The organism is Variovorax sp. FW301-JW7 (assembly GCF_058788795.1).
The window spans coordinates 702,654-726,452 of the sequence record NZ_JBYTBC010000002.1 but is presented as its reverse complement, the minus strand read 5'-3'; the positions used below and the strand labels follow the sequence as shown (position 1 = coordinate 726,452).

The window sequence follows — 23,799 nt, the reverse complement described above, 5'->3', positions numbered from 1 at the left end:
TCGCCCATGCCACTGAACCGCTCCGACCTTCCCGCCGACGTGCTTGCGCTGCTGTCGCAAGGCACCGTCATCCCGGCGCACCCGCTCGCGCTCGAAGCCGACCGCCAGTTCGACCGCAAGCGCCAGCGCGCGCTCACGCGCTACTACGTCGATGCCGGCGTGGGCGGCCTCGCGGTGGGCGTGCACACCACGCAGTTCGCGATCCGCGAGCGCGGCCTGTACGCCACCGTGCTCGAAGCCGCGATGCAGGACCGCCTGGCCTGGAACGACCGCCCGATGGCGATGATCGCGGGCCTGTGCGGCCCGACCGCGCAGGCGCAGGCCGAGGCGCGCACCGCCGTGGCTCTCGGCTATCACGCGGGGCTGCTGAGCCTCGCGGCGCTGGCCAGCTCGTCGGAAGACGCGCTCATCGCCCATTGCGAGGCGGTGGCGCAGGAGATTCCGCTGATCGGCTTCTACCTGCAGACCGTGGTCGGCGGCCCGATCCTGTCGAGCGACTTCTGGCGCCGCTTCGCGCTCATTCCCAACGCGCTCGCCATCAAGGTCGCGCCCTTCAACCGCTACCGCAGCATCGACGTGGTGCGCGGGCTGGTCGATGCGCGCGCCGAGGAGCGCGTGTTCCTCTACACCGGCAACGACGACCACATCGTGCTCGACCTCGCGCTGCCCTTTGCCGCGATGCGCGACGGCGCGCCCGTGCAGGTGCGCTTTCGCGGCGGCCTGCTGGGCCACTGGTCGGTGTGGACATCGAGTGCGGTACACCAGCTGCAGCAGATCAAGGCCGAGCTGGCCGCCAGCGGCGGCGCGCTGAGCCCCGCCCTGCTCGCACTCGATTCGCGCGTGACCGACTGCAACGCCGCCTTCTTCGACGTGGCGAACAACTTCCACGGCTGCATCGCGGGCTGCCACGAGGTGCTGCGGCGCCAGGGCCTGCTCGAAGGCATCTGGTGCCTCGACCCCGAAGAAGGCTTGGGCAAGGGCCAGTCGGCGGAAATCGACCGCGTCTACCGCCAGCATGGCGACCTGTCCGACGACGCCTTCGTGCGCGACAACCTCGCACGGTGGCTGGCATGAGCGCGGTACTCGCGCCCGCACAGGAGGCGCCGCTGATCTGCATGCGGCAGCTGCGCAAGGTCTACCGCAAGCGCAACGAGGAGTTCCTCGCCGTCTCCGACGTCACGATGGACGTGCACGCGGGCGACATGATCTCGCTGGTCGGCCCCTCGGGCTGCGGCAAGTCGACGCTGCTGAAGATTCTGTCGGGTCTGCACGGCCACGACGGCGGCACGCTCGAGATCGGCGGCCCTGGCGGCGCGGGCTTCAACCCGGGCCGCGACGTCGGCATGGTGTTCCAGCAGCCGCTGCTGCTGAAGTGGCGCACCATCCTGGAGAACGTGCTGCTGCCCGCCGACATCCTCGGGCTGGACCGCAAGGCCGCCAAGGCGCGCGCGCACGAACTGCTCGACATGGTCGGCCTCACGGGCTTCGCCGACAAGCTGCCTTACGAACTCTCGGGCGGGATGCAGCAGCGTGCGGCCATCGCGCGTGCGCTCATCCACGACCCGAAGCTGGTGCTGATGGACGAGCCCTTCGGCGCGCTCGATGCGCTCACGCGCGAGAAGATGAACCTGGAGATGCTGCGCATCTGGGAGCGCAGCCGCAAGACCTTCATCGTGGTCACGCACAGCATCCAGGAGGCGGTGTTCCTGGGCTCGCACTGCGCCGTGCTCACGGCCGGGCCGGCGCGCATGGCCGACTTCTTTCGCATCGAACTGCCCGAGCCGCGCAAGCTGCACGTGAAGACCAGCCCCGAGTTCGGCGAGTACGTGCGCCGCATCTACGACCTGCTGGGCGTGGACTGAGCCTCGCGCAGCAGGCCGGTTCAGCTCAGCTGGGTTGCAGCTGCTGGATTTCCTTGGCGCGCGCCACTTCCACTTCGCGCGGCAAGGTCACCGCGTTCTTCACGGCCAGGATCTCGGCCATCACGCTCACCGCGATCTCGGGCGGTGTCTTGCTGCCGATGAAGATGCCGATGGGCCCGCGCAGGCGCGCGAGCGACTCGGTCGTCTGGTCGAAGTGCTCGATCATGCGGTCGCGCCGCGCGTCGGCGTTGCGGCGCGAACCGATGGCGCCCACATAGAAGGCCTCGCTCTGCAATGCCTCGAGCAGCGCGAGGTCGTCCAGCTTGGGGTCGTGCGTGAGCGCAACCACGCAGCTGCGGCGGTCGGGCTTGAAGGCCAGCACGGCGTCGTCGGGCATCTCGGTGGTGATCGTCACGCCGGACAGCGTCCACGCGGTGCGGTACTCGGCGCGCGGGTCGCACAGCGTCACGGCGAAGCCGCTGAACTTGGCCATGGTCGCCAGGTACTCGGCGAGCTGGCCGGCACCGATCAGCAGCATGCGGTACTCGGGGCCGAAGGTGTTGGTGAGCTCGGTGTCGTTCACCGTGAGCTCGTCGGGCGCGGTCGCCTCGGCCAGCCGCACCGCGCCGGTGGCCAGCGTCACCGTGCGGCGCATGAGCTTGCCGCGTTCGAGTTCGGCGACCAGCGTGTCGAGCGCGTCGGCGTCGGGCGCGTATTCGAGCAGCAGCTCGAGCGTGCCGCCGCAGGGCAGCCCGAAGCGGTGCGCCTCGTCGGCCGTGATGCCGTACTTGACGAGCGCGGGCGGCGCGCCCAGCGGCACGTCTTCGCCCTTGCCGTGGGCGTGGCTATAGCGCGCGATCAGGTCGTCCTCGATGCAGCCGCCCGAGACCGAGCCGACCACGGCGCAGTCCTCGGCCAGCGCCATGATCGAGCCCACGGGCCGCGGCGACGAGCCCCAGGTGCGCACCACGGTGGTCAGCAGCGCGCGCTTGCCGGCACGCCGCCAGTCGCGCAGCGTGCGCAGCACCATGACGTCGAGGTTTTCCATGGCAGGACCCTGTGCGTCAGGCGGCGTCACCCGGGGTGGCGGCGTCGTCGCCGTCCTTCTTGCCGAAGCCCATCTTCTTCATGAGGCCCGACATCACGCCGGCCTTCTCGGCGGGCGCCTCGGCCGCCGCTTCCGCGGGCGGTGCGGGCGGCGGGCCGTAGCGGCTTTGCATCTCGGCCTCGAAGCGCTTGAAGAAATCGTCGGCGGTGGACTTGGCCGCGCCGTCGATCAGGCGCTGGCCGAGCTGGGCGATCTTGCCGCCGACCTGGGCCTGCACGGTGTAGTCGAGTTCGCAGCCGGTGGGTGCCGCGGCGACGGGGGCGGCTTCGGCGGCAGGCGCGCTGTCGGTCACGGCCACGGCGGGCGCCGCGTCCAATGCGCCGGCCACCGGCTTGAGCGACACGCTCGACGAGCCCTTGGCAAACCCCGCCACGCCGCCCTGCCCCTCGAAAGTGAGCTTGTAGCCGTCGGGCGCGACGATGTCCGACAGCATCACCTTGCCGCTGAACTTGGCCGACACCGGGCCGATCTTCACGGCCAGCGCCACGCTGTAGGTGTTGTCGCCCGTGAGCTCGAACTTGTCGCAGCCGGGGATGCACTTCTTGAGCGTCTCGGGGTCGTTGAGCGCGTCCCAGGCCTGTTGTTGGGTGACGCCGAGGCGGCGGTTTCCGAGCATTTCCATGGTGGTTTTCCTTTGTTCCTTCCTGAGTCCAGTCCTAGCGACTGGCGCGCATCAGCGCGGCCAGGCTGGCGGCCAGCTGTTCGAGTGCATTCAGATTGTGGACCGCCAGCATCGCGTCCGCATGGCGGTGCAGCACGGCAGCCCCACGCGCCAGAGGGGCGTAGCCCTCGAAGCGCAGCAGCGGGTTGAGCCACAGCAGCCGGCGCGAATGCCGCTGGAGCCACTGCAGCTCGGTCTCGAGCTGCGCGGGCTCGCCCGTGTCGAGGCCGTCGCTGATCACCAGCACCAGCGTACGGCGGCCGATGAGCCGGCGCGCGTGCGACTGGCGCAGCTCGGCCAGCGAGCCGCCCAGCCGCGTGCCGCCCGCGAAGTCGTCGATGGCCATGCTCGCGGCCCCCAGCATGGCGTCGGTGTCGGCCAGCCGGAAGGCCGGCGTGAGGTCGGTCAGCCGCGTGCCGAAGGCGAACACGTCGCGCCGGCCGGCCCGCCGCGTCGCGGCATGCAGGAAGGCCAGCAACAGGCGCGCATAGCGCTCCATCGAGCCCGACACGTCGACCAGCACCAGCAGCGGCAAGGGCTGCTCGCGCCGCGACAGCCGGGGCAGGCGCAGGATCTCGCCACCCGTGCGGGCCGCCTCGTGCAGCACACCGGGCCAGTGCATGCGGGCGTGCGCGCTGCCCGCATCGCCGGCCGGGCGCAGGCGGCGCGTGGGCAGCCGGGGCACCGGCAGCGTGATGTCGCGCGCCAGCCGCTCGACCAACCGGTACTCGGCCGCGCCGAGCGCGTTGAAGTCGGCATGCTGCAGCCGCTGGCGGTCGCTGGCCGTCATGGCGGCGTCGAACTTGATCTCCTCGTCGGGCTTCGTCGGCGCTGCGGGCTTCACGGCATCGCGCGGCGGGCTCAGCGCCTCGCGCACGCGCGGGCGGCGCTTGGAGGGCTCGGCCTTGCCCTCGGCGCTGGGCAGCATCTGGGCGAGCAGCTTGTTGGCCAGCTCGGGGTCGCGGAACCACGCGTCGAAGAGTTCACGGAACACCAGGCGGTCCTGCTCGCGGCTGACCATCACGGCTTCCATCGCGGCGCCCAGGTCGAGCTTGTCTTCGACGCCGACCAGCGTGACCGCCTCGGTCGCGAGCGCGATGCGCATGGCATCGGTGCGCACGCCGGCGCGGCGCAATGCGCGGCCGAAGGCGGCGATGTTGCCCGCCAGCTTGCCGCTGCGCACGTCGCCGAGTTGCTGGATGCCGGCCATGTCGGTGCCTCGGCCTCGCTCAGCTCGCGAGCGGTTCCTCGGGCCTCAGCAGATCGGAGGCCAGCTCGTGCGTCAGCGCCGCCACGTCGTCGCGCTGCTTGAACAGGATACCGGCGGTGTCGACGACCACCTCGGGGTCGAGTTCGACGGTGTCGAGCGCAATGAGCGCCCGCGCCCACTCCACGCTTTCGGCGATGCCGGGCGCGCGCTGGAAGGCGTTGACGAACGGCGCCGAGCGCAGCCGCGCGACAAACGCCGCCACCTGCGCCGACAGCACCTCGCCGGCCTGCGGCACCTGCGCGCGCACGATGGCGAGTTCGCGCTCGCGCTCGGGGTAGTCGAGCCAGTGGTAGAGGCAGCGCCGCTTCACGGCGTCGTTGAGCTCGCGCGTGCGGTTGCTGGTGAGCAAGGTGACCGGCGGCACCACGGCGCGCACGGTGCCCAGCTCGGGAATGCTGACCTGGTACTCGCCCAGGTACTCGAGCAGGAAGGCTTCGAAGGGCTCGTCGGCGCGGTCGACCTCATCGATCAGCAGCACCGAGCCGGGGGCCGGCGTCTGCAGCGCCTGCAGCAGCGGGCGGCGGATCAGGTAGTGCGGCTGGTAGACCTCGGCCTCCACGTCGCGTGCCGCCCCTGTGGCTTCGGCCGCGCGCATGTGCAGCAGCTGCGCGGCGTAGTTCCATTCATAGAGCGCCTCGCGCTGCTCCATGCCGTCGTAGCACTGCAGGCGCAGCAGCTCGCGGTTCAGGGCCGTCGACAGCGCCTTGGCCAGCTCGGTCTTGCCGACGCCGGGCTCGCCTTCGAGCAGCAGCGGACGCTGCAGCTTGAGCGCGAGGAACACCGCGGTGGCCAGGCGGCGGTCGGCAAAGTAGCCGGCCTGCCGCAAGCCGTCGGAAAGGGCGTCGATGGTCGGGAAGATCATGGGCAAGCGTAGCGGAAGACGCGAGGCTGTCGCGCCTTCCGGTGGGCGGCGGCGCTGGGCTGCTTCAGCCGAGTGCTTTGGTCACGGCGCGCTGCGTCAGCACGCTGATCAGGTTCGCGCGGTAGGCGGCCGAGGCATGCAGGTCGCTGTTCAGGTCGCTCGCGTCGATCTTCACGGCCGCGGCGGACGCGGCGGTGAAGCTCTTGTTGAGCGCGTCTTCGAGCCCGGCATGGCGGAACACGCCGTTGCCCGCGCCGGTGACGGCCACGCGCACGCCGCTGTCGTACTGCGCCAGGAAGATGCCGACCAGCGGGAAGTTGGAGGCCTTCTGGCGCAGCTTCTCGTACACCGCGCGCGTCGGGATCGGGAAGCGGATGGCGACGATCAGCTCGTCTTCTTCGAGCGCCGTGGTGAACAGGCCCTGGAAGAAGTCGTCGGCCGCAATCTCACGCTTCGAGGTGACGATGGTCGCGCCCGAGGCCAGCACCGCGCTCGGGTAGCACGCCGCCGGGTCGTTGTTGGCCACCGAGCCGCCGACGGTGCCCATCGCGCGCACCTGCCGGTCGCCGATGCGCGACGCGAGGTCGGCCAGCGCCGGGTACGCGGCCTTCACGTCGGCGTTGTTCGCCACGTCGAGGTGGCGCGACATGGCGCCGACGGTGATCGCGCCGCCATCCTTCTTGATGCCGGTGAGTTCCTTGATGCCGCTGAGGTCGACGAGCTGTTCAGGCGCCGAGAGCCGCAGCTTCATCGAGGCCAGCAGGGTCTGTCCGCCGGCCAGTGGCTTGCCGCCCGCGGCAATCAGCCGGGTGGCATCTGCCACGCTGGCGGGCCGTTCGAGTGTGAAGGCATACATGGGGTGATTCCTTCTCTGTTATTTCTTGTGTCGGTTCAGGGCTTGGCGGCGGCCTGCATGGCTTCCCAGACGCGGCTGGACGAAGCGGGCATGTCGAAATCCTTGACGCCCAGCGGCGCCAGCGCGTCGAGCACGGCGTTGATGACGGCCGGCGGCGACCCGATGGCGCCCGCCTCGCCGCAGCCCTTGGTGCCCAGCGGGTTGTGGGTGCAGGGGGTGCAGACGGTGTCGAGCTTGAACTGCGGGAAGTCGCCGGCGCGCGGCATCGCGTAGTCCATGAAGCTGCCGGTGAGCAGCTGGCCGGTTTCGTTGTCGTAGACGCAGTTCTCGAGCAGCGCCTGCCCGATGCCCTGCACCAGCCCGCCGTGCACCTGGCCCTCGACGATCATCGGGTTGATGATGGTGCCGAAGTCGTCCACCGCGGTGAAGCGGTCGACCTTGACCTCGCCGGTCTCTTTGTCGATCTCGACCTCGCAGATGTAGGTGCCGCCCGGGAAGGTGAAGTTGGTCGGGTCGTAGAAGGCGGTTTCGTTCAGGCCGGGCTCGAGCTTGTCGAGCGGGTAGTTGTGCGGCACGTAGGCCGTGAGCGCCACCTGGCCGAACGGGATCTTCTTGTCGGTGCCCTTGACCGTGAACTCGCCGTTGGCGAACTCGATGTCGGCGTCGCTCGCCTCCATGAGGTGCGCGGCGATCTTCTTGGCCTTGGTCTCGATCTTGTCGAGCGCCTTCATGATGGCCGCGCCGCCCACCGAGATGGAGCGCGAGCCGTAGGTGCCCATGCCGAAGGGCACGCGGCCGGTGTCGCCGTGCACCACGTCGACGTTCTCGACCGGAATGCCCAGGCGCGCGGCCACGACCTGCGCGAAGGTGGTTTCATGGCCCTGGCCGTGGCTGTGCGAACCGGTGAACACCGTCACGCTGCCGGTCGGGTGCACGCGAATCTCGCCGCACTCGAACAGGCCCGCGCGCGCGCCGAGCGCCCCCGCGATGTTCGACGGCGCGATGCCGCAGGCCTCGATGTAGCTCGAATAGCCCATGCCGCGCAGCTTGCCCTTGGCTTCGGTCGCGGCCTTGCGCGCGGCATAACCGTCGACCTCGGCCAGCACCCGCGCCTTGTCCATGCAGGCATGGAAGTCGCCGGTGTCGTACTGCAGCGCCACGGGCGTCTGGTACGGGAAGCTGGTGATGAAGTTGCGCTTGCGGATCTCGTCCTGGCCCAGGTTCATTTCCCAGGCGCAGCGCGACACCAGGCGCTCCAGCAGGTAGGTGGCTTCGGGCCGCCCGGCCCCGCGGTACGCATCGACCGGCGAGGTGTTGGTGAACCAGGCATCGACCTCGACGTAGATCTGCGGCGTGGTGTACTGGCCCGCCAGCAGCGTGGCATACAGGATGGTCGGCACCGCGGTCGAGAAGGTCGACAGGTAGGCGCCGAGGTTGGCGTCGGTGTGCACGCGCATGGCCAGGAACTTGCCGTCCTTGTCCATGGCCATCTCGGCGTGGCTCACGTGGTCGCGGCCGTGCGCGTCGGACAGGAAGCACTCCGAGCGCTCCGCCGTCCACTTGATGTTGCGGTTGAGCTGCTTGGCGGCCCAGGTCAGGCACACGTCTTCGGCGTACAGGAAGATCTTGGAGCCGAAGCCGCCGCCCACGTCGGGCGCGATCACGCGCACCTTGTGCTCGGGCAGGCCCAGCACGAAGGCCGTCATCAGCAGGCGCTCGACGTGCGGATTCTGGTTCGACACGTAGAGCGTGTAGTCGTCGGTGCCGCGGCTGTAGCTGCCGATGGCCACGCGCGGCTCGATCGGGTTGGGAATCAGGCGGTTGTTGACGAGGTCGAGTTGGGTGACATGCGCCGCCGTGGTGAACACGTTGTCGACCGCCGCCTTGTCGCCCAGCACCCACTTGTAGCACTGGTTGTCGGGCGCTTCGTCGTGCAGCGTGGTGCTGCCGGTCTTCTTGGCGGCGTCGGCCACGCTCACCAGGGCGGGCAGCACGTCGTAGTCGACCACCACGGCCTCGGCCGCGTTCTTGGCCTGCTCGACCGTCTCGGCCACCACCATGGCGACGTGGTCACCCACGTAGCGCACCTTCTTGATCGCCAGGATCGGGTGCATCGGCTCCTTCATGGGGGTGCCGTCGGGGTTGTTGATGAGCCAGCCGCAGGGCAGCCCGCCCATCTTTCCTTCGATGTCCTTGCCGCTGAAGATGCCGACCACGCCGGGCATCTTCGAGGCCTCGGTGATGTCGATCGACTTGATGACGGCGTGGGCGTGCGGCGAGCGCACGAAGACCGCATGGCTCTGGTTGGCCAGCGTGATGTCGTCGGTGTAGTTGCCCGCGCCGGTCAGGAAGCGATAGTCTTCCTTGCGCCGCAGGGCCTCGCCGATGTGCGGCAGGTTGGAGAAGTCGGAAGCACCCATGATGCGGCTCCCTTCAGGCTGCGACGGTGGTCTTGACCGGGGTGCCCGAGGCCATGGCCTCGCCGCCCATCTTCACGGCCTTCACGATGTTCTGGTAGCCCGTGCAACGGCACAGGTTGCCCTCGAGCAGCTCGCGGATTTCCGATTCGCTCGATTTGGGGTGGTGGGTGCACAGGTCGATGGCGCTCATGACCATGCCCGGGGTGCAGAAACCGCACTGCAGGCCGTGGCACTCCTTGAAGGCCGCCTGCATGGGGTGCATGGTGCCGTCGGCCTCGGCGATGCCCTCGATGGTGGTGACATCGGCGCCGGCCGCCTGCGCGACCAGGATGTTGCACGACTTGACCGCGCGGCCGTTCAGGTGGACCGTGCAGGCGCCGCACTGGGCGGTGTCGCAGCCGACGTGGGTTCCGGTGAGGTGGAGGTGCTCGCGGATCGCGTGCACAAGGAAGGTGTTCGGTGGGGCGTCGACCGTGACCGGGCGGCCGTTGACCTTGAAAGCGACCTGCATGTGGCTGTCTCCGTGGAAGGTGATGGCTGGTTCTGCGAGGCATCTTGGATGCCACCCTTTCGCACTATCCTAGGCAAAACCCTTGACACTTGCACAGACCGCTGGAAATTCTCAAAATGAAACAGCTTGTCGTCCCGCGAGCCCGGAAAAGCCGCCCGCCCTCCCCGCGCGAAGAAGAATCCACATGATGATGTCCGCTTCCGCCGCCCCACCTCCCGTCGAGCGTTCGTTGGCCATTGCGCAGGCGCGCCGCGACCTGATCGAAGGCGACGGCCCGCGTCCGCGCACCGGCGCGCGGGTCGACCCGGGCATCACGCGCTCCTGGCAGCGCTGCCTGGAGGCCGGCCGCCGGCCCCAGCAGCGCGTGAGCTTCGAGCCCGTGAGCCGCACCGCCAGCCGCGAGGTCACGGAATGCAACCGGGCCCTGGTCACGGCGGCGCGTCCGGTGATCGAAAGGCTCTCGCGCGCCATTGCCGACACCCGCTATTTCGCCATCCTGACCGACGCCCGCGGCATCGTGGTCGACGTGGGTACCCTGCCCGACGGCACCGACCCCGCCGCCCGCTATGCGCGCGACATCGGGCGCATCGGCGTCGACCTGTCCGAAAACGCCATCGGCACCAGCGCCATCGGCACGGCGCTGGCCGAGCAGGAATCGGTGTGGCTGCACCGGGGTGAACACTTCTTTGACGACACCAGTGTGTACAGCTGCGCCGGCGCCCCGCTCTTCGGGCCCCGGGGCGACTGCATCGGCATGCTCGACCTCACGGGCGTGCAGGTGGTCGAGCGGCCCGAGCTGCGCCACCTGGCCACCCTGTCGGCGCGCAGCATCGAGAACCTGCTGGTGCAGCGCGAGCCCTGCGAGCTGCTGCTGCGGCTGCTCTGGCCCGGTTGTCCGAGCAGCGAGACCACCGAAGGCCTGCTGTGCATCGACGCCGCCGGCCACGTCACCGGCGCCAACGCGGCGGCGCGGCAGATGCTGCACCAGCCGCTGGCCTGCCATGCCGGCGGCCTGCATTTCAACGACCTGTTCGCGCTGCCGCTGCACATGATGTTCGACGCCGCCCGGCGCGGCGACGCCATGCTCGAGGTGCCGCTGTGGTCGGGCCTGCGGGTGCAGGTGCGGGCCCAGCGCGGCGGCAGCGAGCACGGCGACGTACCCGGCGCCGCGACCGACGGCCGCCCCCGCCTGCGCGACGTGGAAACCGCGCTGATCCGCAAGGCGGTGAGCGACGCACGCGGCAATGTGGCCGAGGCGGCGCGCACGCTGGGCATCAGCCGCGCCACGGTCTACCGCAAGCTCTGGCGCGGCCGGCCCGCGGGCGACTGACCCGCCTGCTTAATCACGCGCCTGCGGGCACGCGGTCGAGAAAACCCGTCACCGCGCGCAGCTTGCCCGCATCGAGCTGGGCGAAGTCAGTGCCCTGGATCAGGTCGTCGGCGCCGCTCGGGCCCAGGGTCCACGAGAAGCGCAGGTTGTCGCCGTGCGCCTCGGCCTTGCCCAGCAGGTGAAAACGAAAGCCCGGATAGCGCTGGTGCACAGCGCCGACCAGCGCGCTGATCTGCTCGCGGCCGCTGGCCTGCGCCATCGGGTCGACATAGCGGGCGTCGGCGGTCCAGCCGGCGTCGATGAGCGCGGCCCGGCGCGCGGCGTCGGTCTCGTTCCAGACGGCGATGTAGCCCGTGGCGATGGCATGGGCGTCGTGGGCGGCGGTGTTCATGGCGACTGTTCCTTTCGAGGGTTCGACCCGCAACAGCGCGGGGTGAAGGAATGGTCGCGGGGCACGCGCCGCGCGTCGATGACGTGGCAGGTTATGCCGGCGCGTCCATCGCCGCGTTCGCGTCGAGCGGAAACACCGGCCGGCGCACCTGGCTGAACGGGAACAGGCTGTAGTCCGAGCTCGTCACGCCCGGGCTGTCGCACTCCACCAGCGCCGCCGACAGCGGCTCGAACACCGGCCGGCAGTACATGCGCGACTTCAGCAGCAGGAAGCGCTCCTTGCGCGGGTCGAGCCCGGCGCACTCGAACACGCCGATGTCCCACGGCTCCTGCGTGCGCTCGGTGACGACGATGCGCGCCGCGCCGATGTCGAACAGCACGGTGCGTCCCATGCTGCTGCGCTGGCCGGTGTAGGTGGGGCCGGTGATCACGTACTCGCCGTCGCTGACCGTTCGCACCATGCCGGTCAGCCGCACGGGCGTTTTTTTCAGGCCGATGCCTTCCAGCGACACCTTGTTGCCCAGCGCCACCGTCACCTCGGCGCCCTCGCCCGCCGCGACCAGCGCGGCCACCGCCTCGGGGTCGCACAGCGGCCCGACGCCGATGCCGTCCAGGCCCTGCGCCAGCGCCTCCTGCAGCACGTCCATGGTGTCGCAGCTGCCGCCCGACATGCAGTTGTCGCCGTGGTCGAGCAGCAGCACCGGGCGCGTCGCGCCGCCCGCGATGAGCTTCGCGCGCGCGACCGATGCAGCCAGCGGCTCGCTGCGGTAGATGAAGGCTTCGCGCTCGGCCCACATCTGCGCCGCGATGCGGTCGGCCGTGGCCTGCGCGCGCGCGGGCGATTGCGCATCGACCACGATCACGCTCATGCACGGCGCCGTGATGTCCGACAGCGAGAAACCCGCCAGGATCGACACCGCCAGCGACTCGGAGACTTCCGCCGCGCGCGCCGCCTCGATGGCCCGCTGCATCGCGCCCGTGAACGAGGCGCTGCGCAGCGTGTGCGCCATGAGCGGCAGCTGGCGCCAGCGCATGTGCGGCTGGCTGCGCCCGGCCAGCAGGTCGAACAGCAGGCGGCCGGCGTGCTCGCCGGTCTCGTACATGTCGACGTGCGGGTAAGTCTTGAAGCCGACGATCACGTCGGCGTTCTCCACCATCGCGGGCGTCACGTTGGCATGCAGGTCCAGCGCCACGCCGATCGGCACGCCGGGCGCCGCGGCGCGCAGGCGCACCAGCAGGTCGCCTTCGCCGTCGGTGCTGTTCTGCGCCACCATCGCGCCGTGCAGGTCGAGCAGGATCGCGTCGCAGCCCGGCGCCGCATCGACGATGCACTGCGTGAGCGTGGTGTAGGCCTGTGCATCGACCGGCCCGCTCGGGTTGGCCGAGGCCGACACCGGCGTGACGAGCTGCGCGCCCGCCGCTTCGGCCAGGTCGATGAAGGCCGACATCGCGGTGCGCATGCCCTTGTTGTCGGCGTAGGCCTGCGCGCCGAAGGTCGGGCCGTCGGGCCCGAAGGCCGCGAGCGGCGTGGACACGGGCGAGAAGGTGTTGGTCTCGTGGTTGAGACGGGCGATCAGGACTTTCATTGGGCAAACTTTCCGGCGCTGCCCAGCATGGTGATGTCACCGAAGCTGGAGCCGTTGCGGTTGTCGGGACGGAACGCGACCGTGAAGCCGTTCAGGTTCATGGGCGGCGAGTTCTCGATGCTGCGGCGCAGCGATTCGGTGGTGATCGGCCCCTTCACGCGCTGCAGCGATTCCGCAAAGGCCTTGGCCGTGATGTAGCCCTCCAGCCCCAGGTAGGAGCCTTCGCCTTCGCTGCCCGCGGCCTTCCGCGCGCGCTGGTATTCGTCGACGATGGGAAAGCGGGTCTTCCAGAACGGCGGCACCACCTGCGACAGCACGATGCCGCGGCTCTTGTCGCCGAGTTCCTTGTACAGAAGGAACGAGCTCGCCACCGAGTTCGTGTAGATCTGCGGATGGATGGGCGCAGCCACCAGCGAGCGGATGATGTTGATGGCCGGCGTGCCGGCCGCGATGACGTACACCGCCTGCGCCCCGCTCGCGATGACCTGCTGCGCGATGGCGGGATGGTCCTTTTCCTTCGGATCGAAGCGCAGCGACAGCAGGGCCGGCCGCTTGTTCTTCTCGAGCGCGGCCACCGCGTCCTTCTCGATGCCCTTGCCGTAGGCGTCATCGCTGGAGACGATGGCGATGCGCGTCAGGCCCACGGTCGTCAGGTGGTTCATCACACGCGAGACCTCGTCGGCGTACGACTCCCGCACGTGGAAGATCGGCACCTTCGGCCCGCGCAGCACCGCCGCACCGGTCAGCCCGCCGAAGATGAAGCTGTCGTACTTCGCCGCCACCGGCACCATGGCCGCGCCGATGCCCGTGCCCATGGTTCCGAACAAGCAGACGACGCGGTCCGTGCCGAGCAGCTTCTCGGCATTGGCCGCGGCCTTCTCGGGGATGTAGGCGTCGTCGTAGGTGATCATCTTGACGGGCCGGCCCCCGACGCCGCCCGCCTTGTTCAACTGGTCGAGGAACAGCGTCTGGCCTTCCATGAACGCGAGGCTGTTCGGCGTGAACGGGCCGGTGAGCACCGCGGACTGGCCGACCAGGATCGGCTCACCTGCAGCGAGGGCGGCCGTCGACGCCGCGACCATGCCCATCGCCAGCACGCAGTGCAGGCCGATGTGGCGAAACGCCGCCTTCACGCGGCCACTCCCGCGCTCTGCAGCATCGCCTGCAGCAGCACGTTGCAGCCGGCTTCGAGGTGGTCGGGCTGCGCGTCCTCGATCTCGTTGTGGCTGATGCCGTCCAGGCAGGGCACGAAGATCATCGCCGCGGGGCACACGCGCGCGAGGTACACCGCGTCGTGGCCGGCGCCGCTGATCACGTTCATCCATGTCATGCCCTGGTCCTGCGCGGCCTCGCGCACGGCCGACACCAGCGCGGGCGTGAACGGCTGCGGTGGGAAGTACACGACCTGCTCGGCCGTCGCCTCGACCTTGCCTTTGGTGGCGATGCGCTGCACGGCTTCTTTCAGCGCCGCGTCCATGGCCGACAGCACCACGTCGTCGGCCGCGCGCAGGTCGACGCTGAGCTTCACGCGGCCCGGGATCACGTTGCGCGAGTTCGGGTAGTTGTCGATCCAGCCGATCGTACCGCGCCCGTGCGGCGCATGCGCGAGCGCGATGCGGTTCACCTCGACCACGAGTTCGGCGGCGGCCAGCAGCGCGTCCTTGCGCAGCTCCATCGGCGTGGGGCCGGCGTGGGCTTCCATGCCCTGCACCACCACGTCGTACCAGCGCTGGCCCAGCGCGCCCTCGACCACGCCGATGACGCGTTCGTTGGCTTCGAGCACCGGCCCCTGTTCGATGTGCGCCTCGAAGTAGGCGCCGACCGGCGACGCCGCCGCCGAGGCGGGCACGGCGCCGTCGTAGCCGATGGCCGACAGTGCCTCGGCCACGCTCACGCCCTCGGTGTCGCGCTGCGCAAGCGCATGCTCCAGCGTGAAGGCGCCGGCGAACACGCCCGAGCCCATCATCACGGGCACGAAGCGCGAGCCTTCCTCGTTGGTCCACACCGCCACCTCGATCGGCGCTTCGGTGGCGATGCCGGCGTCGTTCAGGCTGCGGATCACTTCGAGCCCCGCGAGCACGCCGTAGTTGCCGTCGAACTTGCCGCCCGTGGGCTGCGTGTCGATGTGGCTGCCGGTGGTGATGGGTGGCAGCGCGTTGTTGCGGCCCGCACGGCGCGCAAAGATGTTGCCGATGGCATCCACGCGCACCTCGCAGCCCGCTTCGCGCGCCCAGCGCGTGAAGAGGTCGCGGCCCTGGCGGTCCAGGTCGGTGAGCGCGATGCGGCACACGCCGCCCTTCTCGGTGGCGCCGAGCTGCGCCAGCTGCATCAGCGAGTCCCAGAGGCGCTGGCCGTTCACGCGCAGGGCGTGCACATCCGTTGCGGTGGAAAGTTCGTTCGTTGTGTTCATGATTTTTGCGACGAATGAAGGGCGGGGTCAGGCGAGACCGACGCCGAGATAGCGGTCTTTCACGTCGTGGTCGGCCATGAAGGCGGCGTTGCCGGCCTCGTGCACGATCACGCCCTGCTCCACGATGTAGTGGCGGTCTGCCAGCTGCACGCAGACCTCGAGGTTCTGCTCGACCAGCAGGATGGCCACGCCCGCGGCCTTGATGGTCTTGAGCTGCGCGACGATCTCTTCCACGATCACCGGCGCCAGGCCTTCGACGGGCTCGTCCAGGATCAGCAGGCGCGGGTGGTTCATGAGCGCGCGGCCGATGGCCAGCATCTGCTGCTCGCCGCCCGACAGCTGTCCGCCGCCGTTGCGCCGGCGCTCCTTCAGACGTGGAAAGATGCGGTAGATGTCGGCCAGCTGCCAGGGCGAATCGCGCCGCAGGCCGAGCAGCAGGTTCTCTTCCACCGTGAGCAGCTTGAAGATGCCGCGGTGCTCCGGCACCAGGCACACGCCGCGCGTGGCGATGCGGTGCGGCGGCTGGCCCGCGATGTCCGCGCCCTGGAAGCGCACGCGCCCTTTCGTGGGCGTGACGGCGCCGGCAATGCTCTTGAGCGTGGTCGACTTGCCCGCGCCGTTGCGCCCCAGCAGCGTGACCAGTTCGGCCTCGCCCACCGTGAGCGACACGCCCTGCAGCACATGGCTCTTGCCGTAGTGCGCGTGCAGGCCTTCGACTTCGAGGATGTTGCTCATGCCTTGCCTCCGGTGATCATGTTGCCCAGGTACGCCGTGCGCACGCGCGCGTCGGACCGGATGTCGCCCGGCAGCCCCTCGGCCAGCACGCGGCCCAGTTGCATGACGGTCACGGTGTCGGAGATGTCCATCACGATGTTCATGTTGTGCTCGATCAGCACCACGGTGTGCGCGTCGCGCAGGCCGCGAATGAGCTGCTTCATGTCGTCGAGGTCGTCGATGCCCATGCCCGAGGTCGGCTCGTCCAGGAAGATGGCCTTGGGCTTTGCGGCCAGCGCCATGCCCACCTCAAGGCGGCGCTGCTGGCCGTGCGAGAGCACGCTGGCGGGTGTGTCTGCCAGCCGTTCGAGGCCGACGCGCGCGAGCACCTCGGCCACCGTGTCGGCGCAGGCGCGCTCGCCGATGGGTGCGCGCCAGCAGTTCATGGCCTGGCGCGGCGCAATGCCCTGCGCCGCCACGCGCAGGTTCTCGCGCACCGACAGGCTGGGAAATAGGCTCGTGACCTGGAACGAGCGCGCCATGCCGCGCTGCACGCGTTTGTGGTCAGGCTCGCGCGTCACGTCGTGGCCGTCGAACAGGATGCGCCCGCCCGTGGTGGTGCCAGTGCCCGTGAGCATGTGGAACAGCGTGGTCTTGCCCGCGCCGTTGGGCCCGATCACCGAGTGCACGGTGTTGCGCTTGATCTTCAGGTCGACCCCGCCGAGTGCGGCGAACTTGCCGTAGTGCTTGGTGACGCCGATGGCTTCGATGAGGATGTCGCTCATGCTTTTTCTCCCTGCGCCAGCGGCGCCTTGTCCGCAGGCGACGTCTTGCGGAACACCCGGCGCCAGGCGCTTTCGCCCAGGCCCCAGAGGCCGCGTTGCATGCCGATGCTCACGCCGATCAGGAGCAGGCCCAACAACAGCAGCCAGCGCGGCCACAGCGTGGAAAGCCAGTCGGCCAGCAGCACGTAGAAGGCCGAGCCGAGCACCGAGGCAAACAGGTTGCCGGTGCCGCCGATCACGGTGATGACCAGGATCATCTCGCTCGTGTGGTATTCGGCGTTGGACAGCGGTGCGATGCCGGTCATCATCGCGTGCAGGCCGCCGGCCAGGCCGGTGACGGCGCCCGAGATCACGAAGGCCAGCAGCTTGAAGCGCTTCAGGTCGTAGCCCACGGCGGCGGCGCGGTCCTCGTTGTCGCGGATGGCGAGCAGCGTGCGGCCGAAGACCGAGTCGGTCACCTTCAGCAGCAGCGCGAACGCGGCCAGGAAGATCACCGCCACGAAGGCGTAGTACTTCCACGGCGTGTCCATGAACGCCGGGCGCGGCACGTCGAGCAGGCCGTTGTCGCCGCCCGTGAGCCCCGAGGCCGTGTAGGCGATGAAATAGAACATCTGTGCGAAGGCCAGCGTGAGCATCACGAAGTAGGTGCCGCGCTGGCGGATGGCGACCCAGCCGACCACCGCCGCGCCCAGCGCGCCCATGGCGATGGCCGCCAACAGTGCGAGCGGCATCGGCAGCTGCAGCCGCGTGAGCAGGATCGCAATGGTGTAGCTGCCCAGCCCGAAGAAGATGCCCTGGCCGAACGAGAGCAGCCCCGTGTAGCCCAGCAGCAGGTTGCAGCCCAGGGCCGCGAGCGCGTAGATGAGCACTTCGCTCGCGAGCGAGCCCGAGCGCATGAACAGCGGCAGCGCGAGCGCGACGATCAGCGCCAGAAGGAAGGTGTATTTCTTTGGCATGGCGCGTTCATCCTCTGCGGCCGAGCAGGCCATGCGGGCGCAGCAGCAGCACGGCGCCCATCGCGATGTAGATCATCAGGCTCGCCCCGGGCGGCCAGATGGTGCTCATGAGGCTTTGCACGATGCCGATCAGCACGCCGCCGACCAGCGCCCCGCTGAAGCTGCCGAGCCCGCCGATCACCACGACCACGAAGGCCACGCCCAGCGCCTCGACGCCCATGAAGGGCTCGGCCCCGCGGATGGGCGCGGCCAGCACGCCGGCCAGCGCCGCCGTGGCCGCGCCGAGCGCGAACACCAGGCTGAACACGCGGAACACGTTGATGCCCAGCAGCGAGACCATCTCGGTCGATTCGCTGCCCGCACGCACCGCGCTGCCCAGGCGCGTGCCTTCGAGCACCCACCACAACCCCACCGCGAGCACGGCGGTGAAGCCGATCACGAAGAGCCGGTACTTCGGGTAGATGAAGCTGCCCCACATCACCACGCCCTGCAGCAGGTCGGGCGTGGGCACGCTGTTGCCCAGCGGGCCCCAGAACACGATGACGATCTCCTGCACCGCGAGCGCCAGGCCCACGGTCACGAGGATGTGGAACTCGTGCGGCTTGGCGTACACGCGGCGCAGCAGCAGCTTCTCGGCCAGCCAGCCGAGCGCGCCGACGAACAGCGGCACCAGCACGAGCGCGGCCCAGAAATTGAGCCCCCACTGCATGGCCTGGAAGCACAGGTAGGCGCCCAGCAGGTAGAAAGCGCCGTGCGCGAAGTTCACGAAGCGCAGCAGGCCGAACACGATGGACAAGCCAACGGCCAGCAGGAAATACAGCATGCCGATGCCGATTCCGTTGATGGTCTGGAGCAGGTAGACGGACATAGGTGTCGTGGGGGTGGCAAACGTGCAGGCGGCACGCGCCCTGCCCGCGCCTCGAAACGGCACGGGCGCGGCGCGAACCCGGGCGGCGTCAGGCCAGCTTGCAGCCGGTCTTGTCGACGGGCAGGAACGACTTGCCGGAACTCACCACGTCCACGTAGTCGGCCGGGTTGGCCATCTTCGACTTCGCCTTGCCCTTGAGCAGGTAGTAGTCCTTGATGACTTGGTGGTCGGCCTTGCGGATTTCTTCCACGCCCGTGAGGCCGTCGAACTTCATGCCTTCGAGCGCCGCGATCACGGCCTTCTGGTCGACCGTGCCGGCCTTGACGATGCCGTCGATGAGGATCTTGGTGCAGATGTACGAACCGGCCAGGCTGTAGTTGGGCACGATCTTCAGCTTGTCGGCGGTGCGCTTCACCAGGTCCTTGTTGAGCGGCGTGTCGACCGTGTGCCAGTACTGCGCACCGAAGTAGACGCCGTCGCACAGGTCGGCCCCCAGCTCGTCGAACTGCTCCAGGCCCGAGGCCCAGGCCATGAGGATCGTCATGTTCTTGTGCATGCCGAAGCTCACCGCCTGGCGCAGCGCGGCCGACGACTGCGCGCCGAAGTTCAGCAGCAGCAGCACGTCGGGCTTGGCGGCCATGGCGTTGGTGAGGTAGCCGCTGAACTCCTTGTCGTTGAGCGAGTGGTAGCTGTTGCCCACGTGCTCGATGCCCTTCTCCTGGAAGATGGTCTTGGCTGCGCTCAGCAGGCCGTCGCCGAACACGTACTGCGGCGTGATCGTGTACCAGCGCTTGGCCTTGGGCATGGCCGCGATCAGCGGGCGCACCGTCTGCTCGATCGCACCGAAGGTGGGCACCGACCAGCGGAAGGTGGCGGGGTTGCAGTCCTTGCCCGTGATCTCGTCGGCGCCCGCGGTGGTGATGAACAGGCCCCCGGCCTTCTCGGCCTCCTTGCCCATGGCCAGGGCTTCCGACGACAGGATGCCGCCCGCGAAGAACTTGGCGCCCTGCTGCTGCGAGGCTTCCTGCACCTTGCGCACGGCGGTGGCCGGCTTGCCTTCGGTGTCCAGCAGCGTGTAGGCCAGCGGACGGTTCAGCACCTTGCCGTACTGCTCGATCGCCAGCTTGGTGCCCAGGTCGGCGAACTTGCCGTTGGCTGCGAAGGCACCCGACATGGGCACCGGTGCACCGAAGCGGATCACGTCGGTGGCCTGGGCGATGGCCGAGCGGCTCATCAGGAGCGAGGCCGGGGCGGCCGACAGGGCGGCGAGCTGAAGGAGTTGTCTGCGTTGCATGGGGTTCTCCGGTCGTGGTGTGGGAAGTGGGGAAGAAAACACAGTGCCTGCGATCGCCGGCAATTTAAGCGGATAAATAGGATTAATATGTTGGTAAAAACCCGTTAGCAAGCCCCGTGCCCAAACCCAACCCGACCCTGCCGATGACGCCGTTAAGATCGCGCGCTGTTGCGCATCCCGCGCATCTCCCGATGTGCATGGATGGAGCGTTTTGATGAGAGTGGGGCACAACCCTCCGAAGCGGCAAAAGCTCTCGGACGTCATCGTCGAAGACGTCAAGCGGTGGATCGTTGCCGAGCGCAAGCAGCCTGGCGACCGGCTACCGAACGAGAAGGAACTGATCGAGCTCTTCGGCTATTCGAAGAGCACGGTGCGCGAGGCACTGAAGGCGCTCGAGGTGCGCGGGCTGATCTCGATCCGCACCGGCCCCGGCGGCGGCGCGTACCTGCAGCAGGTGTCGGTCGACCATGCGTCGGAGCCGCTGCGCAACTTCCTGCACTTTCACCACCTGGACGGCCACCACATCTACCAGCTGCGCAAGGCGCTGGAGCCCGAGTTGGCCGTGAGCGTGGTCGGGCGTCTCACGCCCGAGCAGTTTGCGCGGCTCGAAGAGAACGTGCGCCTGTGCACCGTCGAGCCGACCAACGAAGACGAACTGCGCACGCAGCGCGAGGCCGAGCTGGCCTTTCACACGATGCTGGCCGAGGCCTGCCCCAATCCGGTGCTGTCCTTCATGTGCCGCTTTCTCAACGACCTGCTGCGCGACCTCGTCGTCTACAAGAAGGCGCTGGATCACCACCACTTCGGCGAGACCAACGTGGACTACCACACGCAGTTGCTGGCGGCCTACCGCAAGGAAGATGCGGACGAGGTGCGGCGGCTGATGGCGGAGCACATGGTGGATGCGGAGCACCACATGCATGAGATGGAAGCGCACATTGGCGCTAAGCATTTGTTGCTGCCCAGCGGGCAGCGATAGCACCACAAAGGTCTAGAAGACCTTGCGGAACCGCTCGGCCCTGCCGAAACGCACGGCGACAGTGCCGTTCGCCTCGAATCCGCATCGAAGGTAGAACGACCCGGCGTGCGGATTGCCGGTGACGTGGAGTGCCGACGCACCCTGGCGCCGGGAAAGCCCGACACAGTGCGCGACCAATGCCTTGCCGATGCCGCGACGCCATGCCTCGGGCTCGACGAACAATCCATCGAGTTCGGCGCTGCCGTCATCGTTGGGCAGCACGACAGCGAATCCCGCCGTCACGCCATGGGACTCTGCCACGAACACCCGGCCATCGACGATCTGGGCCAGAGGCAGTTCGATGGCGTCCGGGTCGGACTGAATCGCCTCGCGATCGCCAGGGTTCGCGAGCGATGCGCGCCGCTGCAAGTCTTCGAGTGCCCGGTGTTCCGACGCAAGTGCAGGGCGAATACGCAGTGGTGTTTCGGTCATCTGGGGTGGTTTCAGTGCCTTCAGATCTTCGCACCGCCATGCGCCTGCTCCAGGCACGCCTGAAACGCCAGCACCGCCCGTGAAGGCTTCGGCGACCGCCGCAGCAGGCTCACGAACCGGCACGCATAGTTGAAGCGCGCCGGCAGCACCGCCTTCATCAACCCGCGCTGCTCGAACACCTGCGCGTAGTGGTCGGGCAGGAAGCCCAGGAAGCGCCCCGACAGGATCAAGGTTGCGATCGCCTCCTGGTCGAACCCCGTCGCCTTGCGCGACAGCCTCGCCCGGTGGCTCAGCTCCATGTTCGGCGAGTGATACCCCAGCCCCGCGAAATGGTGCTCGCCCAGCTTCGACCACGTGAGCTTGCCGTGCGGGCTGTCGAACAGCGGATGCCCCTGGCCGCAGTACAGCAGCATGGTCTCGTCGAACAGGTCGGCATACACCAGGCTCTTCGAGCTGCGGTGCGCCGGGATGATGCCGATCTGGAAGTTGCCCTCCAGCACGCCCTGCTCGATGGCGTTGATGGAGCCCACGTGCACCGCCAGGTTCACCTCGGGCGCGATCTCGGTGAAGCGCGCAATGGCCTCGCCGATGCGCGCCTTCGGGTTGGTCGCGGTCTTGTCGAACAGCGCCACGTCGAGCTGCCCACCCATGCGGTTGTGGATGTCGTCGATGCTGCCGCGAAAGGCGTCGACCGAGGCCAGCAGGCGCAGCGTCTCGTCGTACACGCGCTGGCCCTCGGCCGTGAGCGCAAAGCCCGCCCGGCCGCGCCGGCACAGCACGAGGCCCAGGCGGGTTTCCAGGTCTTTGACGTGGCGGCTCACGGTGGAGGTGCCGATGTTCAGCTCCAGCTCCGCCGCCGCCATGCCGCCGCAGTCGACCACGCTCTTGAACACCTTGAGCAGGCGCAGGTCCATGTCGCTGAGTTGCCCCAGCACGGCGCGGTTGCGGGTGCCCTGGGCAGCGGTTTCGTCGGCGGGCGAGGCCTTGGCCTTTACTTGCATGGATCGTCAAGTGAACATTGATATTGCGCCATTCTCCACACTGAAGGCGTTGCGAACAATCGGCGCATCCCTTCACCCCCGGAGCCCGCCTTGCGCGGGATGCGCCATGACCCTCGCCACACCCGCCATCGAACCCACGCCCACCGCGCGCACCGACGCCGCCTGGCTCGAGGCGCACTGGATGCCCTACACCGGCAACCGCAACTTCAAGGCCGATCCGCGGATCATCGTGGAGGCCAAGGGCGCCTACTTCACCGACAACGACGGCCGCAAGATCTTCGACGGCCTGTCGGGCCTGTGGTGCTCGGGCCTGGGCCACGGCCGCCCCGAGATCACCGAGGCGGTGAGCCGCCAGATCGCCAAGCTCGACTACTCGCCCGCCTTCCAGTTCGGCCACCCGCTCTCGTTCGAGCTGGCCAACAAGATCAAGGAACTGACGCCCGCCGGCCTGGACTACGTGTTCTTCACCGGCTCGGGCTCCGAAGCCGCCGACACCTCGCTGAAGATGGCGCGCGCCTACTGGCGCACCAAGGGCCAGGCCGGCAAGACGCGCCTGATCGGCCGCGAGAAGGGCTACCACGGCGTGAACTACGGCGGCATCTCGGTGGGCGGCATCGCGGCCAACCGCAAGCTGTTCGGCCAGGGCGTCGAGGCCGACCACCTGCCGCACACGCAGCTGGCCAGCAATGCCTTCTCGCGCGGCATGCCCGAAAGCGGCGCCGAGCTGGCCGACCGCCTGCTCGACCTCATTGCGCTGCACGACGCCTCGACCATCGCAGCCGTGATCGTCGAGCCCTTCGCGGGTTCGGCCGGCGTGGTGATTCCGCCCAAGGGCTACCTGAAGCGCCTGCGCGACATCTGCACGGCGAACAACATCCTGCTGATCTTTGACGAAGTGATCACCGGGTTCGGCCGCTGCGGCGCGCTCACGGGCGCCGATGCCTTCGGCGTCACGCCCGACATCATGAACATCGCCAAGCAGGTCACCAATGGCGCGCAGCCGCTGGGCGCCGTGGTGGCCAGCAAGGACATCTACGACACCTTCATGGCCGCCGGCGGCCCCGAGTACATGCTCGAGTTCCCGCACGGCTACACCTACGGCGCGCACCCCGTGGCCTGCGCCGCCGGCATCGCCGCACTCGACGTGCTCCAGAAGGAAGACATGATCGGCCGCGTGCAGACGCTGGCCCCGCACTTCGAGAACGCCGTGCACAGCCTGAAGGGCAGCAAGCACGTCGCCGACATCCGCAACTACGGCCTGGCCGCCGGCATCACCATCGCCGCGCTGCCCGGCGAGCCCGCACGCCGCCCCTACGAGATCGCGATGAACTGCTGGAAGAAGGGCTTCTACGTGCGCTACGGCGGCGACACGATCCAGCTCGCCCCCCCGTTCATCGCCGAGAAGGCCGAGATCGACCGCATGGTCAACGCCCTCGCCGACGCTCTGGCCGAAACCAACTGATCC

Annotated in this window: 23 protein-coding genes; 5 read left to right on the top strand and 18 right to left on the bottom strand. The window is 68.8% G+C overall.

Going from position 1 to position 23,799, the window contains the following annotated elements; all coding sequences use genetic code 11:
* Positions 1–6 precede the first annotated feature (6 nt).
* Both AC3WQM_RS08395 and AC3WQM_RS08390 read left to right on the top strand, forming a co-directional pair.
* Complete coding sequence (locus tag AC3WQM_RS08395; protein WP_492677900.1) at positions 7–1,074, top strand: dihydrodipicolinate synthase family protein; 1,068 nt, start codon at positions 7–9, stop codon at positions 1,072–1,074.
* Complete coding sequence (locus AC3WQM_RS08390) at positions 1,071–1,862, top strand: ABC transporter ATP-binding protein (protein WP_492677898.1); 792 nt, start codon at positions 1,071–1,073, stop codon at positions 1,860–1,862. The genes AC3WQM_RS08395 and AC3WQM_RS08390 overlap by 4 nt, the downstream gene beginning before the upstream one ends.
* A 25-nt stretch (positions 1,863–1,887) precedes the next feature.
* On the opposite strand, the gene AC3WQM_RS08385 is transcribed toward AC3WQM_RS08390, so the two are convergent.
* From AC3WQM_RS08385 to AC3WQM_RS08355, 7 genes are all read right to left on the bottom strand, one after another.
* Positions 1,888–2,910 carry an XdhC family protein gene (locus AC3WQM_RS08385; protein ID WP_492677896.1) on the bottom strand — a complete coding sequence of 341 codons (1,023 nt, stop codon included), beginning with the start codon at positions 2,908–2,910 and terminating at the stop codon, positions 1,888–1,890.
* Between the two features lie 16 nt (positions 2,911–2,926).
* Entirely contained in the window at positions 2,927–3,592 is a 666-nt protein-coding gene (locus AC3WQM_RS08380) for an SRPBCC family protein (protein ID WP_492677894.1), read from the bottom strand.
* Positions 3,593–3,626: 34 nt separating this feature from the next.
* Entirely contained in the window at positions 3,627–4,841 is a 1,215-nt protein-coding gene (locus AC3WQM_RS08375; RefSeq protein ID WP_492677892.1) for a vWA domain-containing protein, read from the bottom strand.
* A 19-nt stretch (positions 4,842–4,860) separates the two neighbouring features.
* Entirely contained in the window at positions 4,861–5,763 is a 903-nt protein-coding gene (locus AC3WQM_RS08370) for an AAA family ATPase (protein ID WP_070063989.1), read from the bottom strand.
* A gap of 64 nt (positions 5,764–5,827) precedes the next feature.
* Complete coding sequence (locus AC3WQM_RS08365) at positions 5,828–6,619, bottom strand: FAD binding domain-containing protein (protein ID WP_492677890.1); 792 nt, start codon at positions 6,617–6,619, stop codon at positions 5,828–5,830.
* Between the two features lie 35 nt (positions 6,620–6,654).
* Positions 6,655–9,039, bottom strand: a complete 2,385-nt coding sequence (locus tag AC3WQM_RS08360) for a xanthine dehydrogenase family protein molybdopterin-binding subunit (protein ID WP_492677888.1) — start codon at positions 9,037–9,039, stop codon at positions 6,655–6,657.
* Between the two features lie 13 nt (positions 9,040–9,052).
* Complete coding sequence (locus AC3WQM_RS08355; RefSeq protein WP_099795899.1) at positions 9,053–9,550, bottom strand: (2Fe-2S)-binding protein; 498 nt, start codon at positions 9,548–9,550, stop codon at positions 9,053–9,055.
* 190 nt (positions 9,551–9,740) lie between these two features.
* Here AC3WQM_RS08355 and AC3WQM_RS08350 point away from each other — a divergent pair, with 190 nt between their 5' ends.
* Positions 9,741–10,880, top strand: coding sequence for a helix-turn-helix domain-containing protein (locus tag AC3WQM_RS08350; protein ID WP_492677944.1), 1,140 nt, complete (start codon positions 9,741–9,743; stop codon positions 10,878–10,880).
* 13 nt (positions 10,881–10,893) lie between these two features.
* Here the strand turns inward: AC3WQM_RS08350 and AC3WQM_RS08345 are convergent, their stop codons facing one another.
* The 9 genes from AC3WQM_RS08345 to AC3WQM_RS08305 all read right to left on the bottom strand — a co-directional run bounded on the left by AC3WQM_RS08345 (position 10,894) and on the right by AC3WQM_RS08305 (position 19,883).
* Positions 10,894–11,271, bottom strand: a complete 378-nt coding sequence (locus AC3WQM_RS08345) for a nuclear transport factor 2 family protein (RefSeq protein ID WP_447742316.1) — start codon at positions 11,269–11,271, stop codon at positions 10,894–10,896.
* A 91-nt stretch (positions 11,272–11,362) separates the two neighbouring features.
* A complete protein-coding gene (locus AC3WQM_RS08340) occupies positions 11,363–12,856 on the bottom strand; it encodes a M81 family metallopeptidase (protein WP_492677886.1) in 1,494 nt (497 codons plus the stop codon).
* Positions 12,853–13,989, bottom strand: a complete 1,137-nt coding sequence (locus tag AC3WQM_RS08335) for an ABC transporter substrate-binding protein (RefSeq protein ID WP_492677884.1) — start codon at positions 13,987–13,989, stop codon at positions 12,853–12,855. Before AC3WQM_RS08335 ends, AC3WQM_RS08340 begins: the two co-directional genes overlap by 4 nt.
* The gene (locus AC3WQM_RS08330; RefSeq protein WP_492677882.1) at positions 13,986–15,266 is read right to left on the bottom strand and encodes a Zn-dependent hydrolase; all 1,281 of its coding nucleotides are present in this window, start codon (positions 15,264–15,266) and stop codon (positions 13,986–13,988) included. The genes AC3WQM_RS08335 and AC3WQM_RS08330 overlap by 4 nt, the downstream gene beginning before the upstream one ends.
* A 27-nt stretch (positions 15,267–15,293) precedes the next feature.
* Complete coding sequence (locus AC3WQM_RS08325; protein ID WP_070063982.1) at positions 15,294–16,001, bottom strand: ABC transporter ATP-binding protein; 708 nt, start codon at positions 15,999–16,001, stop codon at positions 15,294–15,296.
* Positions 15,998–16,765, bottom strand: coding sequence for an ABC transporter ATP-binding protein (locus tag AC3WQM_RS08320; RefSeq protein ID WP_492677880.1), 768 nt, complete (start codon positions 16,763–16,765; stop codon positions 15,998–16,000). The genes AC3WQM_RS08325 and AC3WQM_RS08320 overlap by 4 nt, the downstream gene beginning before the upstream one ends.
* Positions 16,762–17,721, bottom strand: a complete 960-nt coding sequence (locus AC3WQM_RS08315) for a branched-chain amino acid ABC transporter permease (RefSeq protein WP_492677878.1) — start codon at positions 17,719–17,721, stop codon at positions 16,762–16,764. Before AC3WQM_RS08315 ends, AC3WQM_RS08320 begins: the two co-directional genes overlap by 4 nt.
* Positions 17,722–17,728: 7 nt before the next feature.
* Positions 17,729–18,589 carry a branched-chain amino acid ABC transporter permease gene (locus tag AC3WQM_RS08310; RefSeq protein ID WP_062468750.1) on the bottom strand — a complete coding sequence of 287 codons (861 nt, stop codon included), beginning with the start codon at positions 18,587–18,589 and terminating at the stop codon, positions 17,729–17,731.
* A gap of 88 nt (positions 18,590–18,677) precedes the next feature.
* Entirely contained in the window at positions 18,678–19,883 is a 1,206-nt protein-coding gene (locus AC3WQM_RS08305) for an ABC transporter substrate-binding protein (RefSeq protein WP_492677876.1), read from the bottom strand.
* A gap of 214 nt (positions 19,884–20,097) precedes the next feature.
* Between AC3WQM_RS08305 and AC3WQM_RS08300 the strand changes: the two genes are divergently transcribed.
* Positions 20,098–20,862: a FadR/GntR family transcriptional regulator gene (locus AC3WQM_RS08300; protein WP_489062442.1), complete on the top strand. Its 765-nt coding sequence runs from the start codon at positions 20,098–20,100 to the stop codon at positions 20,860–20,862.
* Positions 20,863–20,874: 12 nt separating this feature from the next.
* Here AC3WQM_RS08300 and AC3WQM_RS08295 read toward each other — a convergent pair whose 3' ends face one another.
* The gene (locus AC3WQM_RS08295; protein ID WP_492677874.1) at positions 20,875–21,333 is read right to left on the bottom strand and encodes a GNAT family N-acetyltransferase; all 459 of its coding nucleotides are present in this window, start codon (positions 21,331–21,333) and stop codon (positions 20,875–20,877) included.
* 20 nt (positions 21,334–21,353) lie between these two features.
* On the bottom strand, positions 21,354–22,334 hold the full coding sequence (locus tag AC3WQM_RS08290; RefSeq protein WP_062468761.1) for a LysR family transcriptional regulator: 981 nt from the start codon (positions 22,332–22,334) through the stop codon (positions 21,354–21,356).
* 106 nt (positions 22,335–22,440) lie between these two features.
* Here AC3WQM_RS08290 and aptA point away from each other — a divergent pair, with 106 nt between their 5' ends.
* Positions 22,441–23,796: an omega-aminotransferase AptA gene (aptA, locus tag AC3WQM_RS08285; RefSeq protein ID WP_095744314.1), complete on the top strand. Its 1,356-nt coding sequence runs from the start codon at positions 22,441–22,443 to the stop codon at positions 23,794–23,796.
* Positions 23,797–23,799: the final 3 nt, after the last annotated feature.